This window comes from Meinhardsimonia xiamenensis (genome assembly GCF_900102905.1).
Taxonomy (GTDB): Bacteria; Pseudomonadota; Alphaproteobacteria; order Rhodobacterales; family Rhodobacteraceae; genus Meinhardsimonia; species Meinhardsimonia xiamenensis.
In genome coordinates this window covers 762409-777930 of sequence record NZ_FNFV01000001.1, presented here as the reverse complement: position 1 = coordinate 777930, position 15522 = coordinate 762409, and the positions used below count along the sequence as shown (strand labels likewise).

18 protein-coding genes are annotated in these 15522 nt (G+C 67.9%); 9 read left to right on the top strand and 9 right to left on the bottom strand.

What is annotated here, in order from left to right; translation table 11 throughout:
* The 3 genes from BLQ14_RS03775 to BLQ14_RS03765 form a co-directional block, all read right to left on the bottom strand.
* Positions 1-372 (bottom strand): GTP-binding protein (locus tag BLQ14_RS03775; RefSeq protein WP_143004456.1); only part of this gene is annotated, 372 nt, incomplete at its 3' end.
* A gap of 87 nt (positions 373-459) precedes the next feature.
* Complete coding sequence (locus BLQ14_RS03770; RefSeq protein WP_176759520.1) at positions 460-1107, bottom strand: hypothetical protein; 648 nt, start codon at positions 1105-1107, stop codon at positions 460-462.
* A gap of 103 nt (positions 1108-1210) precedes the next feature.
* Positions 1211-3529 carry a DNA topoisomerase IV subunit A gene (locus BLQ14_RS03765; RefSeq protein ID WP_092498230.1) on the bottom strand — a complete coding sequence of 773 codons (2319 nt, stop codon included), beginning with the start codon at positions 3527-3529 and terminating at the stop codon, positions 1211-1213.
* A 46-nt stretch (positions 3530-3575) separates the two neighbouring features.
* Here BLQ14_RS03765 and BLQ14_RS03760 point away from each other — a divergent pair, with 46 nt between their 5' ends.
* From BLQ14_RS03760 to BLQ14_RS03740, 5 genes are all read left to right on the top strand, one after another.
* Positions 3576-4406: an SDR family NAD(P)-dependent oxidoreductase gene (locus tag BLQ14_RS03760; RefSeq protein WP_092498228.1), complete on the top strand. Its 831-nt coding sequence runs from the start codon at positions 3576-3578 to the stop codon at positions 4404-4406.
* Positions 4407-4523: 117 nt separating this feature from the next.
* Positions 4524-4724, top strand: coding sequence for a twin transmembrane helix small protein (locus BLQ14_RS03755; RefSeq protein ID WP_092498226.1), 201 nt, complete (start codon positions 4524-4526; stop codon positions 4722-4724).
* A gap of 3 nt (positions 4725-4727) precedes the next feature.
* The gene (locus BLQ14_RS03750) at positions 4728-5300 is read left to right on the top strand and encodes a cob(I)yrinic acid a,c-diamide adenosyltransferase (protein ID WP_092498224.1); all 573 of its coding nucleotides are present in this window, start codon (positions 4728-4730) and stop codon (positions 5298-5300) included.
* Between the two features lie 145 nt (positions 5301-5445).
* A complete protein-coding gene (locus BLQ14_RS03745) occupies positions 5446-6204 on the top strand; it encodes an electron transfer flavoprotein subunit beta/FixA family protein (RefSeq protein WP_092498222.1) in 759 nt (252 codons plus the stop codon).
* Complete coding sequence (locus BLQ14_RS03740) at positions 6204-7145, top strand: electron transfer flavoprotein subunit alpha/FixB family protein (RefSeq protein ID WP_092498220.1); 942 nt, start codon at positions 6204-6206, stop codon at positions 7143-7145. The genes BLQ14_RS03745 and BLQ14_RS03740 overlap by 1 nt, the downstream gene beginning before the upstream one ends.
* Before the next feature lie 38 nt (positions 7146-7183).
* On the opposite strand, the gene BLQ14_RS03735 is transcribed toward BLQ14_RS03740, so the two are convergent.
* Positions 7184-8029 (bottom strand): DUF6473 family protein, encoded by an 846-nt coding sequence (locus BLQ14_RS03735; protein ID WP_092498218.1) that lies wholly within the window; start codon positions 8027-8029, stop codon positions 7184-7186.
* Between the two features lie 214 nt (positions 8030-8243).
* Here BLQ14_RS03735 and BLQ14_RS03730 point away from each other — a divergent pair, with 214 nt between their 5' ends.
* From BLQ14_RS03730 to BLQ14_RS03715, 4 genes are all read left to right on the top strand, one after another.
* Positions 8244-9119, top strand: a complete 876-nt coding sequence (locus BLQ14_RS03730) for a 3-hydroxybutyryl-CoA dehydrogenase (RefSeq protein WP_092498216.1) — start codon at positions 8244-8246, stop codon at positions 9117-9119.
* 90 nt (positions 9120-9209) lie between these two features.
* Positions 9210-10208 (top strand): VOC family protein, encoded by a 999-nt coding sequence (locus tag BLQ14_RS03725; protein ID WP_092498214.1) that lies wholly within the window; start codon positions 9210-9212, stop codon positions 10206-10208.
* A gap of 63 nt (positions 10209-10271) precedes the next feature.
* A complete protein-coding gene (locus tag BLQ14_RS03720; RefSeq protein ID WP_245656915.1) occupies positions 10272-11234 on the top strand; it encodes a calcium/sodium antiporter in 963 nt (320 codons plus the stop codon).
* A gap of 29 nt (positions 11235-11263) precedes the next feature.
* Positions 11264-11851: an exopolysaccharide biosynthesis protein gene (locus BLQ14_RS03715; protein ID WP_170068391.1), complete on the top strand. Its 588-nt coding sequence runs from the start codon at positions 11264-11266 to the stop codon at positions 11849-11851.
* Between the two features lie 15 nt (positions 11852-11866).
* Here BLQ14_RS03715 and BLQ14_RS03710 read toward each other — a convergent pair whose 3' ends face one another.
* The 5 genes from BLQ14_RS03710 to BLQ14_RS03690 are packed head-to-tail and all read right to left on the bottom strand — an operon-like array spanning position 11867 to position 15295.
* Complete coding sequence (locus BLQ14_RS03710; RefSeq protein ID WP_092498208.1) at positions 11867-13165, bottom strand: NAD(P)/FAD-dependent oxidoreductase; 1299 nt, start codon at positions 13163-13165, stop codon at positions 11867-11869.
* A gap of 32 nt (positions 13166-13197) precedes the next feature.
* Entirely contained in the window at positions 13198-13476 is a 279-nt protein-coding gene (locus BLQ14_RS03705; RefSeq protein ID WP_092498206.1) for an HPr family phosphocarrier protein, read from the bottom strand.
* 18 nt (positions 13477-13494) lie between these two features.
* A complete protein-coding gene (locus tag BLQ14_RS03700; RefSeq protein WP_092498204.1) occupies positions 13495-13893 on the bottom strand; it encodes a PTS sugar transporter subunit IIA in 399 nt (132 codons plus the stop codon).
* A 15-nt stretch (positions 13894-13908) separates the two neighbouring features.
* Positions 13909-14871 carry an RNase adapter RapZ gene (rapZ, locus tag BLQ14_RS03695; protein WP_092498202.1) on the bottom strand — a complete coding sequence of 321 codons (963 nt, stop codon included), beginning with the start codon at positions 14869-14871 and terminating at the stop codon, positions 13909-13911.
* Positions 14864-15295: an HPr kinase/phosphorylase gene (locus BLQ14_RS03690; protein WP_092498200.1), complete on the bottom strand. Its 432-nt coding sequence runs from the start codon at positions 15293-15295 to the stop codon at positions 14864-14866. The genes rapZ and BLQ14_RS03690 overlap by 8 nt, the downstream gene beginning before the upstream one ends.
* Between the last annotated feature and the right edge of the window lie 227 nt (positions 15296-15522).

Sequence of the window (15522 nt, the reverse complement as noted above, 5' to 3'; positions counted from 1 at the left end):
CGGCACGCCCACCTGACGGGCCAGAAGGATGTGCTCGCGCGTCTGCGGCATCGGGCCGTCGGCGGCCGAAACCACCAGAATCGCGCCGTCCATCTGCGCCGCACCCGTGATCATGTTCTTCACGTAGTCAGCGTGGCCGGGGCAGTCGACGTGCGCGTAGTGGCGGTTCGGCGTCTCGTACTCGACATGCGCCGTCGAGATCGTGATGCCACGCGCCCGCTCCTCGGGAGCCGCGTCAATCTGGTCGTACGCCTTGAACTCGCCGTAATACTTCGTGATCGCCGCCGTCAGCGTCGTCTTGCCGTGGTCAACGTGGCCGATCGTGCCAACGTTCACATGCGGTTTCGTCCGTTCAAACTTTGCCTTTGCCATTCTTCCGGCGCCTCGCTGGTCTGGGGGGCGCTGTGACCCCCGGGTAGGTTTGCATCGCGCGCGAGATAGCGATGCTACCGTGCAAAATCAAGCACCCGATCTCCTGTCTTCGCCCTCTGCCTGTGCGGCCGGCGATGCGGGCCCCTCCTCCGGCGCCTGTGCTGCGCCCGCCTCCGCCCCGACGCCGAACCAGGCAGCGTTCTCGCGCAGCCACAGGTGGATCTTGCGCGCGGCATTGGCGGCGAGATCTTCCATCTGCTCGCGCCTGCTGCGCGTGAGCCCCGAACCCAGGACCGTGTCGCCGCCCAGGCTCTCGAAGACCGCCATGCGCCTTGGTTCGGCGTTCAGTTTCTCGCCCTTGGCGTCATCCCAGACGGTTACCCCGATGCCCAGCACCGACTTGGGGCTCGCGACCACCGGAATTCCGGGCAAGGCCAGCGTGTATCCGTCGACGCTGACCCCGATGTGATAGAGACGATCGCCCTCGTAGCCGCCAAGCTCGCGCCTGATCGCTTCGGCCAGCACTTCTTCCCATTCCTCGGCCGTCGCGGTGCGCGACAGCGGACCGACCGCCGGCGTCTCGGCGGTGACGATGACAAAGCCGAGGCGAAAGTCGCCAAGCGCGCCCTCGGGGCGCGAGGCCTCGCGCATCGCGGCCGGAGCCGAACAGGAGGCGAGCACGGCCGAAAGGGCGAGGGCGGCCGCGGTGCGAAGGAGTCGGGGCGCTGGCTGCATCTGATCGCTCCACGTGAACACCGCTCAGCCCTAGCCGAGAAGCCGCCACGCTGCAACGCCGCCACCCCAGGGCGGCCACCAGGCGCCCTCAGGTGAAGCGCCCTCAGGTGAAGCGGTTGTCGCGCGGGAAGCCCCTTGGCGCCATGCGCCCGGCGGTGGCGCGCCGGCCCATCCATTCGGTCAGGTCGTGCTCGGTGCGTGTCCGCCCGGCCGGATCGCGCCAGCTCAGCCCCTCGGCAAGACGGAAGGTGCGCGCATCCGACAGACCGCCGTCACGGTATTTCTGCAGCCGCACCCCCTTGCCCCGGGCCATCTGCGGCAGCTCATCGAGCGGGAAGACCAGCACCTTGCGGTTCTCGCCCACCACCGCGACATGGTCGCCCTCGACAGGGCGGCACACCTTCGCCCGGGCCTCGCCCTTGAGGTTGAGCACCTGCTTGCCCGCCCTTGTCTGGGCGAGCACATCGTCCTCGGCCACGACAAACCCTTCGCCCGTGCTGGAGGCGACAAGAAGCCTGCCGCCCGGCCGGTGCGGGAAGAGCGCAACGAGCTCGGCCTCGTTGGGCAGGTCCACCATCAGCCGGATCGGCTCGCCCATGCCACGCCCGCCCGGCAGGTTCGCCGCCGGCAGGGTGTAGAAGCGCCCGTTGGAGCCGAAGGCGAGCAGCCTGTCCGTCGTCTCGGCATGAAAGACGAAGCGGCCCCTGTCGCCGTCCTTGTACTTGAACTCCTGATCGAGCGGCACATGGCCCTTCATCGCGCGGATCCAGCCCATCTCCGAGCAGATCACGGTAACCGGCTCGCGCTCGATCAGCGCCTCGGGGGCGACCTCGGGCAGCTCCTCGGCGGTGGCAAAGCTCGTGCGCCGCGCGCCCCCCGGCGCGGTGGGGCCGAAGCGCTTCTTGATGTCCTTGAGCTCCTCGCCGATCCGCGCCCACTGGCGGCCCTCGTCGGCCAGGAGATCCTCGAGATCGGCGCGCTCCTCCATCAGCCGGTCACGCTCGGCGACAAGCTCCATCTCCTCCAGCCGGCGCAGGCTTCTCAGCCGCATGTTGAGGATCGCCTCGGCCTGCACCTCGGTCAGCTGCGCCTCGGCCGGGTCAAGCGGCCCCTCGCGCCCCGCAAGCGGCGAGACGTAATCGGCCTCCGAGGCCGCGCGCGGGTGCGGCGCGCCCCAGTCCTCGAACATGAGCGCCGTCTTCGGGTCGTCGTCGTAACGGATGATGTCGATCACCCGGTCGAGGTTGAGAAAGGCGACGATGAGCCCCTCGAGCACCTCGAGGCGGTGGTCGATCTTGCCCAGCCTGTGGCGCGTGCGCCGGCCCAGCACCTCGCGGCGGTGATCGAGGAAGGCGCGCAGCACCTCCCTGAGCGAGCAGACCTTGGGCGTGCGCCCGTCGATCAGCACGTTCATGTTGAGCGAGAAGCGCACCTCCAGATCGGAGTGGCGGAACAGCATGCCCATCATCAGCTCGGCATCGACATTCCTCGAGCGCGGCTCGAGCACGATGCGCAGGTCTTCGGCCGATTCGTCGCGCACATCGGCCAGAAGCGGCACCTTGCGGGTCTGGATGAGTTCGGCGAGCTTCTCGATGAGCTTCGACTTCTGCACCTGATAGGGAATCTCGGTGACCACCACCTGCCACTGGCCGCGGGGCAGCTCCTCGACCTCCCAGCGCGCGCGCAGCCGGAACGCCCCGCGCCCGGTGCGGTAGGCCTCGGCGATCTGCTCGCGCGGCTCCACGATCACCCCCCCGGTTGGAAAGTCGGGGCCGGGAATGTGGTCGAGCAGGGTGTCGTCGCGGGCGTTCGGCGCGCGGATCAGATGCAGGCAGGCATCCACGAGCTCGCCGATGTTGTGTGGCGGAATGTTGGTGGCCATGCCGACGGCAATGCCGCTCGCCCCGTTGGCCAGCAGGTTCGGGAAGGCCGCCGGCAGCACAACGGGTTCGCGCAGCGTGCCGTCGTAGTTGTCGCGGAAGTCGACGGCATCCTCGTCGAGCCCCTCCATGAGGGCTTCGGCAAGGGCCGTAAGCCGCGCCTCGGTATAGCGCGAGGCGGCGGGGTTGTCGCCGTCGATGGAGCCGAAGTTGCCCTGCCCATCCACCAGCGGGTAGCGCAGGTTGAAGTCTTGGGCGAGGCGGGCCATCGCGTCGTAGATCGCCGCGTCGCCGTGCGGGTGGTAGTTGCCCATCACGTCGCCCGAGATCTTGGCCGACTTTCGGAAGCCCCCGGTGGAGGAAAGCCGCAGCTCGCGCATCGCATAGAGGATGCGCCGGTGCACCGGCTTGAGCCCGTCGCGCGCGTCCGGCAGCGCCCGGTGCATGATCGTGGAGAGCGCGTAGGTGAGATACCGCTCGCTGATCGCGCGCGAGAGCGGCTCGAACTGCTCGATGTTGCGGTCTTCTGTGGTCTCGTTCATTGCTCTGGTGATAGCGCCGGGCCGGGCCGGGGTAAAGCACGAGGAAATGATGGCACGCTCGATCCTGATCACAGGCTGTTCGTCAGGCATCGGGCGCGATGCGGCAATGACGCTCAAGGCGCGCGGATGGCAGGTCTTTGCCGCTTGCCGCAAGGAGGCCGACTGCGAGGAGCTGCGCTCGATGGGGCTTTCCGCTCCGCGGCTTGACGTGGATGACCCCGCAAGCATCGGGCGCGCGCTCGATGAGGTGCTTGCCGCGACCGGCGGGCGGCTCGATGCGCTCTTCAACAACGCCGCCTTCGCGCTGCCCGGAGCGGTCGAGGATCTGCCGACGGAGGGCCTGCGCGCGATCTTCGAGACCAACCTCTTCGGCCTGCACGAGCTCACCCGCCGGGTGATCCCGGTGATGCGGGCGCAGGGCGCAGGGCGGATCGTGATGAACTCCTCGGTGCTGGGCTTCACGCCGGCGCGATGGCGGGGTGCCTATGTCGCCACCAAGCACGCGCTCGAGGGGCTCACCGATGTTCTCCGGCTGGAGATGCGGGGCACCGGCATTGACGTTGTGCTGATCGAGCCAGGCCCGATCACCACCCGCATCCGGCAGAACGCCATCCCCCATTTCGAGCGCTGGATCGACTGGGAGCAGTCGGCGCGCCGCGAGGAGTACGCGCGGCTCCGCGCCCGGCTTTACGAGGATCACGGACCCGACCGTTTCGAGCTGCCGCCCGCGGCCGTGACTCGCCGTCTCATCCACGCGCTCGAGTCGCCACGGCCGCGCCCGCGCTACCGCGTGACCACGCCCACGCATCTGGCCGAGGCCATGCGGCGGCTTCTGTCAACCCGGCTGCGCGATGCGATCCTGACGCGCAGCGGATGAGGAGTCGCGGCCGAGGCAAGTCGTCGCGGGCGGCGGCGAGCCGAACGACGCCTTTCGGCCTTCGCTTTTCGCCCCCCACGCCCTATGTCGAGGCCAAGACTTCAAGGGAGCCCGCCCATGCTCAGCGATCCGCTTTTCATTGTCGTCGCCGTCGCCATGCTCGCGGTGCTGGTCATTCTGATGGTCGGCGTCCTCGGCTTCGCGCGCGGCGGAGAGTTCAACCGCAAGCACGCCAACCGGATCATGCGCTGGCGTGTCGGCGCGCAGGCGGTGGCCATTGCGCTCATCGTCTTCTTCGTCTGGTATCGCGCAGGCTGAACCATGGTCGTGCTCAATCGCATCTACACCCGCACCGGCGATGCCGGAGACACCGCGCTCGGCAACGGGGCGCGCGTCTCGAAGGCTGACGCACGCGTTGACGCCTATGGCACCGTCGACGAGCTCAACTCCACGGTGGGCCTCGCGCGCTTGCACGCCACCGGCGAGATGGACAGCGCGCTCTCCCGCATCCAGAACGACCTTTTCGATCTCGGCGCCGATCTGTGCCGCCCCCTTGCGGAGGGCGAGGCCGAGGCCGAACACCCGCCCTTGCGGATCATCGCCGCGCAGGTCGAACGCCTTGAAGCCGAAATCGACACCATGAATGCCGGGCTCGAGCCCCTGCGCAGTTTCATCCTGCCGGGTGGGAACGCGCTGGCGGCGCATCTGCACCTCGCCCGCACCGTCGCCCGCCGTGCCGAGAGGCTGGCTGTCGCGCTGGCGCGCCACGAAGCCGTGAACGCCGAGGCGATACGATATCTCAACCGGCTCTCCGACTGGCTGTTCGTTGCCGCCCGCGTCGCCAACGACAACGGCCGGGACGACGTTCTGTGGGTGCCCGGCGCCAACCGATGAACGGCCAACCGGAGGCTGTTGGCGATAACGCGACGTCGCAAGCCCTTTTCCCGTCGATTTTGCCCTGTTAGGGTCGGGCGCGAGCCGCTATTGAGCGGCGAGGATGAGCGGGCCTCCGGGCCCGAGGTCAGAGGGAGAGACGCGAATGAAGGTGCTGGTGCCCGTCAAGCGCGTGATCGACTACAACGTGAAGGTCCGGGTCAAGCCGGACGGATCGGGTGTCGATCTCGCCAACGTCAAGATGTCGATGAACCCCTTCGACGAGATCGCGGTGGAAGAGGCGATCCGCCTGAAGGAAGCCGGCAAGGCCGATGAGGTCGTGGTGGTCTCCATCGGCGTGAAGCAGGCGCAGGAGACCCTGCGCACCGCGCTCGCCATGGGTGCCGACCGCGCGATCCTCGTCGTCGCCGCCGATGACGTGCATCAGGACATCGAGCCGCTCGCCGTGGCCAAGATCCTCAAGGGCGTGGTCGAGGAGGAAAAGCCCGGCCTCGTGCTCGCCGGCAAGCAGGCCATCGACAACGACATGAACGCCACCGGCCAGATGCTGGCCGCGCTTCTGGGCTGGCCGCAGGCGACCTTCGCCTCGAAGATCGAGATCGACGATGGCACCGCGCTTGTCACCCGCGAGGTCGATGGCGGGCTGCAGACCATCCGCGTCAAGCTGCCTGCGGTGGTAACGGTTGATCTGCGCCTCAACGAGCCGCGCTACGCGTCGCTGCCCAACATCATGAAGGCCAAGAAGAAACCTCTCGAGGAGAAGACGCCCGCCGATTACGGCGTTGACGTGACGCCGCGCCTCGAGGTGCTGGCCACCGAAGAGCCGCCCGCGCGCCAGGCCGGGCAGATCGTGGGCTCGGTTGATGAGCTCGTCTCGAAACTCAAGGAAGCGGGGGTGATCTGATGGCGGTTCTCGTTCTTGCCGAAATCACCGGCGGTGAGCTCAACCACGATGCCACCGCGCGCACCGTCACGGCGGCGTCGAAGCTGGGCGAGGTGACGGTTCTCGCCGCCGGCGCGAAGGCGGCCGATGCCGCATCGGAGGCGGCGAAGATCGCCGGGGTGAAAAAGGTGCTCCTGGCCGAGGATCCCTCGCTTGGCCACCGGCTTGCGGAGCCCACGGCCAACCTGATCGTCTCGCTCGCGGGCGAATACGATCACATCGTCGCACCCGCCACCACCGACGCCAAGAACGTGCTGCCGCGGGTGGCAGCCCTTCTTGACGTGATGGTCATCTCCGATGTCATCGAAATCGTTGACGCCGACACCTTCAAGCGCCCGATCTATGCCGGCAACGCCATCCAGACGGTGCGCTCGAAGGATGCCAAGAAGGTGCTGTCGATTCGCACCACGGCCTTCGATCCGGCCGGAGAACAGCCGCCTGCCCCCGTCGAGACCGTGGCCGTGCCCGCCGATCCGGGGCTGTCGGAGTGGGTCGAGGACAAGGTGGCCGAAAGCGACCGGCCCGAACTGACCTCGGCGAGGATCGTGGTCTCGGGCGGCCGCGGCGTCGGCTCGGAGGAGAACTTCAGGCTCATCGAGCAACTCGCCGACAAGCTCGGCGCGGCCGTCGGCGCCTCGCGCGCGGCGGTGGACTCGGGCTATGCCCCCAACGACTGGCAGGTGGGCCAGACGGGCAAGGTGGTTGCGCCCGAGCTCTACATCGCGGTCGGCATCTCCGGGGCGATCCAGCACCTGGCCGGCATGAAGGACTCCAAGATCATCGTCGCCATCAACAAGGACGAGGAGGCGCCGATCTTCCAGGTGGCCGACTACGGGCTTGTCGCCGACCTCTTCCAGGCGGTTCCCGAGCTCATCGAGAAGCTGCCGGAGAAGAACGCCTGACGCAGGCCGCGGCGTGATCGATCGCGAAGGCCCGCCGATCAGGCGGGCCTTTTCAATTCATCCCTCGGGGCGAAGAAGGGCACGAGGCGGGCGGCCACGTCGGCATGCACCCGCGGGCCGAGCATCTCGCGTGCCACGGCCTGCTCGATTTCCGAGAACACCATCGCCTCGCGCCCCGAGGCGATTTCCGCAGGGCTGGCGACATGTTCGACCAGTTGCGCACCGGTGTCCGCCAGGGCGTTCAGCATTTCGCGATTCACCAGAAGCGGCTCGCCGCCCGGAGTGAGTTCTTCGGCATCGTCTTCGGGCGCGCGGTCGGACAGCCACAGCAGGATCGCCCGTCCCGTGACCTGTTCGATCAGGCCGCGCATCCGCGCCACCCAGGCCGCCCGCAACTCCTCGACCACAAGATCGAAGCAGCGCGGCGATTGCGCACGCAATGCCATCAACAGGTGACGCGTGAAGTGGTATTCGGTGAAGTCCACCTCCGGATACAGCGCCTTCAGCGTCATCGAGGCGCGCAGGAACCTGTCATTGCGGCGCGGATGCACCGCGTAAAAGCGGTTCGACATGTTCTGTGCGCCCATGATCTGGATCACCACCGTCTCGGCCCGGGCGATGATCTCGAGCAGGCTCGAATCCTTGACGTAGAGGTCGAGGCCCGCATTGACGCAGCCAAGGTTGATCGCCGGGAGCCCCACCGCCCGGGACACCAGAACGGGAAAAGGCTCCTCGATGAACCTGCCGAATGTTTCGTTGCCCCCAAGATACACCAAATAGCGTCCCTCGGGTTCAACGCGCGGCCCCCGGAAGCTCACCTTCGAACGGCCATACTGACAAGGCTGGTAGTCCGGCCCCAGCCGGGCCGTGCCTGCGACGTGCATCGCGCCACCCCACGTTTGTCTCACACCCAAGAGACAGCATGACCCGCGCTGGTTGAGACTTGCCTAAGAGCAGCAATTTTCCGGATTTCCCGCCCCGCCTTGCCGGCGTCCGGCGAAACGGTCAGACCCGGATTGCGCCGCGCCACATTGCGGTTGCGCGAGGCGCGCGCGCGCCTATGCTGCCCGGGCACACAAGGAGCGGAACGGACAGGCCATGGAAATCCACAGCGTCGGAGTTGTCGGCGCCGGTCAGATGGGCAACGGCATCGCCCATGTCTTCGCGCTGGCCGGCTATGACGTGCTGCTTCACGACATCAGCCGCGAAGCGCTTGATCGGGCCCTCGCCACCATTGAGACCAACATGGGCCGGCAGGTGGCGCGAGGCAAGATTACCGAGGAAGACATGAAGGCCGCGCTCGGGCGCATCCGCACGACGATGACGCTGGCCGAGCTCGGCGCCTGCGACCTGATCGTCGAGTCGGCCACCGAGCGGGAGACGGTGAAGCAGGCGATCTTCGAGGATCTGGTGCCGCATCTGAAGCCGCACACGATCCTGACCACCAACACCTCCTCGATTTCGATCACGCGGCTTGCAAGCCGCACCGACCGGCCCGAGAAGTTCATGGGGCTGCACTTCATGAACCCGGTTCCGGTGATGCAGCTCGTCGAGCTCATCCGCGGCATCGCCACCGATGACGAGACCTATCAGACCATGCTCAAGGTGGTCGAGAGTCTCGGCAAGACGGCCGCGTCATCAGAGGACTTCCCCGCCTTCATCGTCAATCGCATCCTGATGCCGATGATCAACGAGGCGGTCTACACGCTCTATGAGGGGGTGGGGAACGTCGAGTCGATCGACAAGGCGATGAAACTTGGCACCAACCATCCGATGGGGCCTCTGGAGCTTGCCGATTTCATCGGGCTCGACACCTGCCTTGCGATCATGAACGTGCTGCATGAAGGCCTGGCCGACACCAAGTACCGCCCCTGCCCGCTCCTCGTGAAATATGTCGAGGCAGGCTGGCTTGGCCGAAAGACGCAGCGCGGCTTTTACGACTACCGCGGCGAGGTGCCCAAACCCACGCGATGACCCGAGGCGAAAGAGTGCCAAGCGGTGGGCACGGCGTGCCGCTGGTGCTCTGCGCCGGTCGCGCGCGAAAGACGCGCAAGGGAGAGGAGAATGCCGGAAAAGCAATCGCCCCCCGTCCTGCCGTTTGGCATTGCCCGCCTTGGCTATGTCGAGCGCTTCACACCCGACATCGACCGCGCCCGTGCCTTCCATGTCGACACCTTCGGCCTCCAGATCAGCGCCGAGGACGAACGGCACCTCTACCTGCGCGCCCTGCACGAGCGTGGCCACCATTCGCTCATCTTCGCCCAAGGGCCGGAAGCGGGGGCCGGGGCGCTTGGCTTCCGGGTGGCGCGCGAAGAGGATCTCGAGCGGGCGCATCGCTGGTTCACCGGCCGCGGCCTTCGCGCGGAATGGATCGAACGGCCGTGGACGGCTCGGCGGGTGCTGCGCGCTGCCGATCCCTGGGGTGTGCCGCTTGAATTCTACTGCGGCATGACGCCGATGCCGCCCCTGCACCAGCGCTACAGGCTGCACCACGGTGCGCGGCCGCTCTGGCTCGATCGCGTCTGCCTGCGGACCCCGGACGTTGCGGCGGCGGTGACGTTTTACGGTGCTCTGGGCTTCCTCATGTCAGAGGCGGTGCGCGAGAAAGACTCCGGCCGTCTTCGCGTCGCGCTTCTCGGCAACTTCGGCACGGGCGAGACGCTGAGCCTTGTCGAAGGAGCAGGCGCTGGACTGCACCACCTTTCATGGCGCGTGGAGACTCCGGCGCATGTGCTCGACTTTCTCGACCTGATGGCCACGACCGGGCATGGCGAAATGATCGAGCACGGCCCCGGCAGGCACGGCATCTCGAACGCGCTCTATCTCTATCTGCTCGACGCCGATGGTCACCGCACCGGTCTCGTCTGCGCCGGCGCCCGGCCGCCCGGGCCGGACGCGCCGCCCATCGTGTGGGATTACGACGACCCGCGCTGGCAGAGCCTGTGGGGGACGCCACCGCCGCCGGGCTGGAGCGAGCGGGTGATGCCCTTCATCGCCCCCGCCCCTTCCGCACGCAGGGCGGGTCTAGGCTCGCAGGGGCGCGCGCCTGTGCGGCGGGTGTGACTCCGGGCGTGATCGGGATCGCGACGAGCGGCTGAGCCGGGGCGGACGAGGGAGAGGAACGTGATGATTGACGCGGTCATGGTCATCGCCGGGCTGGCCCTCCTTTATGCTGGCGGCGAGGCGCTCGTGCGCGGCAGCGTGGCGCTTGCCCGTCGGCTGCGTGTCTCGAAACTCGTCATCGGCCTCGTCGTGGTGGGTTTCGGCACCTCGATGCCGGAACTGATCGTTTCGATCGACGCGGCGCTTGCCGGAACCCCCGAGATCGTGCTCGGAACGGTCGTCGGCAGCAACATCGCCAATGTGCTTCTTCTCGTGGGCACCGCGGCAGTGATTGCGCCGCTTGCGGGTTGGATGAGGGGCGCCGTGCGCGAGTCGATGACGCTCGTAGCCGTCACGCTGCTCATGTATGCGCTCCTGCGGGAAGACGTCATCGGCCGGGTTCAGGGCGCGTTGCTGCTGACCGGGCTGGTGGCCTATCTCGTCACCACCCACTGGCTCGAGCGGCGCGAACGCCAGGCATCGCTGCACGAGATCGAGGCGGCGGCGGTGGAACCCCTGCCTGCCGGCGGGGCATCCTACGCGCTTCTGTTCGTCGTCGGCGGGCTGGTCGGCCTGGTGCTGGGTGCGGACCTTCTGGTTGACGGGGCGGTGGACCTTGCCCGATTGCTGGGCGTGTCGGAGGCAGTCATCGGCCTTTCCCTTGTGGCCATCGGGACGTCTTTGCCGGAACTTGCGGCTACGGTGGTCGCCGCGATGAGACGCCAAGGCGATGTCGTGCTTGGCAACGTCATCGGAAGCTGCATCTTCAGAATACTCGGCATCACGGGCTTGACTGCGACGGTACAGCCCCTCACGGTTGATCCGCGCTTTGCCGGGGTCGACGGCATCGGCCTCGTTCTTTCCGCCGTGCTTCTTGCGCTTCTTCTCGCCCTGCGCCCCTCGATCGGGCGGCTGTGGGGCGGCACCATGCTCATTGCCTATGGCGCTTACGTCGCATTCCTCTACACCAATGGCGCTCCGTCTTAAGCGATGATGGGCGGCGAAGGAGCTCTGCCGTGGAAAAGCGGATTTCGGAAATCGTTGCCTCGCTGCACGAGGTTGGCGAGGGCGAGACGGTAAGCTTCGGCGAGATTCTCGCCGTCCTCGGTCGGCGGGCGCATGGTGCGGCGATGCTTGTCTTTGCCCTGCCCTGCTGGCTGCCGATGCCGCCGGGAATCCCCACGGCGTGCGGCGCGGCGATTCTGCTCATCTCGCTGCAACTGCTTGCTGGCCGCGAAACTCTCTGGCTGCCGCGCCGCCTGCGCGACCGGCGGCTTCCGCGCGCGGCACTTGCCCGCATTGCCGAGCGGATCGGCCCCACGGTCTCACGCGCCGAGCGGTTCTTCCGCCCGCGCCTGCCCGGGATTGCCGAGGGGCCGGTGGGTCAGGCCATCACCGGCGTTCTCGGCGCCGTTCTCGGGCTGACGATGATCCTGCCCATTCCCTTTGTCGGCAACATCCCCCCGGCGATTGCCGCGAGCTTCCTCGCCATCGGCCTGATCGAGCGCGATGGCGTGGCGCTTCTGGTCGCGCTTGCGCTTGCGTTCCTGGCGGCAGCTCTGGTGGCGCTCCTGTGGTGGGGCGTTGTCAACGGGCTGAACTGAGGCAGACAGGCGCGGTCAGCGCCAGCCTTGCCAGAGCTGATTGCCCAGGAAGACCGCCTCGAAGAGGGGCGCCTTGATATGCCTGAACGGATCGCGGTCAGGCGGCGTCAGCGGGAGCGGCAACGCATCGTCCCCTTCGCCGGCCAGAAACGCCGCGAGGTCGCGCCCGAAGACCGTGCCCGTGGTGATGCCGCGGCCGTTGTAGCCGATCGGGGCAAACACCCCTTCGGCCAGCTGATGGATGCGCGGCAGGTGATCGGGCGTCATGGCAATGCGCCCGTCCCATGCCGCCTCGAAACGCAGGCGGCCAAGGCGGGGAAACAGCCGCGCAAGTCGCGCCTGCGCAAAACGCTGCGAGAGTCCGTGAAAGGCCCGGTCCGCGCCGGCCGCGAACCCGCCCCGCAACCGCCCCATGCTGCCGATGACGAGCCGCCCCGCCGCATCCTTGCGCAATGAGCACATGACGGGCGCGGTATCCCACAGCCCCTGCCCCTCGGGCAGGATCTCCTCGGCGCGCTCGCCCAGCGGCTCCGTGGCCAGGTTGAAATAGTGGATTATGGTCAGATTCCGCCCCAGCCCCGGCCACAGGCGCCCGCCATATGCGTTGGTGCACACGACCACCCGCTCGGCCAGGAGCGCACCCGCGTCGCATTCAAGCCGCCATCGTCCGCCCGCGCGCAGGATGGCGCGCACCGGCGAACGCTCGCTGATCCGCACCCCCCTCGAGAGCGCCGCCCGCGCCAACCCCCGCGCGTAGGCCGCGGGGTTGATGGTGCCGGCCCGCCGGTCGAGGAGCCCGCCGTGAAACCCGCCACCGCCGACGAGCCGCGCCACCTCTTCCCTGTCAAGAAGCTCCACCGGGGCGCCGCGGCGCCGCCACGCCTCCGCGCGCGCCGCAAGCCCGGCAAGGGCGCGCGGTGAATGCGCCGCGTGGATCGTGCCGCTACGGGTAAGCTCGCAATCGATCCCGTGACGCTCGATCAGCCCCATCACATATGCAGGGGCCTGCCCGAGCTCATCGACAAGGCGCCGCCCGCGCTCGGGGCCAAGCGCGGCCTCCACCGCGTCGGGGGCAAGCCAGAGCCCGGCGTTCACCAGCCCCACGTTGCGCCCGGAAGCTCCGTGACCAACCCGCTCGGCCTCCAGCACATGCGCCGACATCCCCCTCTCGGCACAATGGAGCGCGGTGGAAAGCCCGGTGAACCCGCCGCCGACGATCGCCACGTCGCAGCGGGCTTCGCCGCAAAGCGCGGCTCCGTCCGGCCAGCGCTCCCTGGCCGTCACCTCCCACAGCGCAACCGGGGCCTCGACCATCGGTGCCTCTCCCGCTGTTCGCGCGCCAAAAGCTACATCTCCTCACCGAAACGGTCGGCCACCAGTGCCTCGATCGCATCGGCAAGCTTTTCGGCCTCCGGCCCGCGCGTGCGCAGCTCGATCACCGAGCCGCGGGAGGCCGCGAGCATCAGCAACCCCATGATGCTGTCGCCCGAGGCCGTGACGCCGTCCCGGCTGACCTCGGCCTCCGCGTCGTGGGCCTCGACCAGTTCGACCAGCTTGGCCGAGGCGCGGGCGTGCAGCCCCTTCTCGTTGACGATCGTCAGCTGTCGCGTGATCCACTCGCTCACCGCCGCCCACTCCTCTGGCTATTTGCGCACCGCCGGGCCGGAGAAGGCGTCGATGTACTTGCGGCCGGCCTCGAGCGAGATCGCGACCGCGTCGCGCAGCGGCAGGCTGCGCGATTTCGCGAGCTTGATCAGCATCGGCAAGTTGGCACCGTAGACGATCTGGCGGTTGGCCGGTTCACACGCCCTGAGGCTCAGATTCGAGGGCGAGCCCCCGAACATGTCGGTGACCACCACCACGCCCTCCCCCTCGTCAACGCTGTCGGCCGCGGCGCAGATTTCGGCCTGTTTCAACTCGCGGTCATGGTCAGGCTCGATCGTTATCGCCACAATGCCCCGCTGCTTGCCCACCACATGCTCGACGGCAGCAAGATATTCCTTCGCAAGACCACCATGCGCGACGATCACGATGCCAATCAAGGCGTCACCCCAAAGTCACCCCGAAGTGTCGGGCGCTGCCCCCATGCGCCGCTCCAGCTCCCTGTGCCTTATAGAGACCTGCCAGCCTGCCTTTTCAAGGCGATTCGCGAGCTGTTCGGCCAGCGTCACCGAACGGTGCCTGCCCCCCGTGCAACCGAAACCGATCGACAGATGCGACTTTCCCTCCTCCCGGTAGGCAGGGAGCAGGAAATCGACAAGCTCCGCGACCCGCTCGAAGAATTCGGCGTGCCGCGGATCGGCCGACACATGTTCTCGCACCCGGGGCGAGAGCCCCGTCAACTCGCGAAGCTCGGGCTCCCAGTGCGGATTGCGAAGAAAGCGCACGTCGAAGACGAGATCCATGCCGCGGGGTATCCCCCGCTTGTACGAAAACGAATGCAGCGAGACGCTGAGCCCGTGCTCGGGGCTTGGGTCGAAGAACCGCCGGATCTCGGCGGCAAGCTCGTGCGGTGTCAGCTCCGAGGTGTCGATCAGCACGTCGGCATGGGCACGGATCGGAACCAGAAGCTCCTGCTCGCGCTCGATGCCGATGCTCGGCGCCTCGGCACCCGCGAGCGGGTGGCGGCGGCGGGTTTCCGAATATCGGCGCACGAGCACGTCGCGCCGGCAGTCCAGGTAGAGCACCTCGACCCGCAACGCCGGGTCGCGCGCAAGTCGGGCGCGCAGCTCAAGAAAGCCGTCGACGCTGAAATCGCGGTTGCGCGTATCGAGGCCGAGCGCCAGCGGCCGCCCGATGGGCGGGCCGTCGAGCAGGCGCGGCAGAAGGCTGAAGGGCAGGTTGTCGATGACCTCGTAGCCTAGATCCTCGAGTACATGAATCGCCGTGGAGCGCCCGGCGCCCGAGGGGCCGGTGATCAGCACCAGGCGATGCGCCTCGCCCGCGCCCGCCTCGTCCACCTGCGCGGGCGCCGTTGGTGCCGCAGCGCGTTCAGCCGCGGCTTTCGCCTCATCAGACATCAGCCAGACCTCCTCCCCTGAGGTATTGCACGATCGCAGGTATGAGGATGGCGCTCTCGACCTTGTGAAGGAGCGGCACGCTCAGCGACAGGCACTCCCATGTGCGTTGCGGCGGCAGGCGCGCCTCCTCGCGGCGGCCGAGATCGACGACGAGCGCCAGCGGCACGTTCTGGCGCGACGCGGCCCGCAGCAGACCGACCCCGCGGGCCTCGATCACCCCCCTGAGACTGGGCGGTGCCGAGACGATGAGCCGCCCCTCCCGCGCCGCAATCTCGGTGCGGTCGTCGGCAACCAGATCCGCCCCAAGCGCCATCAGCGCCAGGGCATGCCCCGACTTGCCACTCCCGGACGGGCCGACAAACAGCACCGCTCGCCCCGAGAGGGCCACCGCCGTGCCGTGGACGATCGTGTTCGCCCTTCCCATCTTCCCGTCCCATCACCCGAAGAAGAGTCGCCCGAGTTGCCGGTGCATTGCCTCCGGTACCCCTTCCTGGCGCACCCCCTCTTGCCCGCTCGTGTCCCCGCAGACGCCTTGCGGCGGACATCGAACGCCCATCCCGCCCCCCATAACGCCCCCGCGCATCCTGCCCCCGCGCCGGTGTTCCCCGCGCGGATGATCTCGCCACCACCTGTCATGCGGCCCGCCGCGCC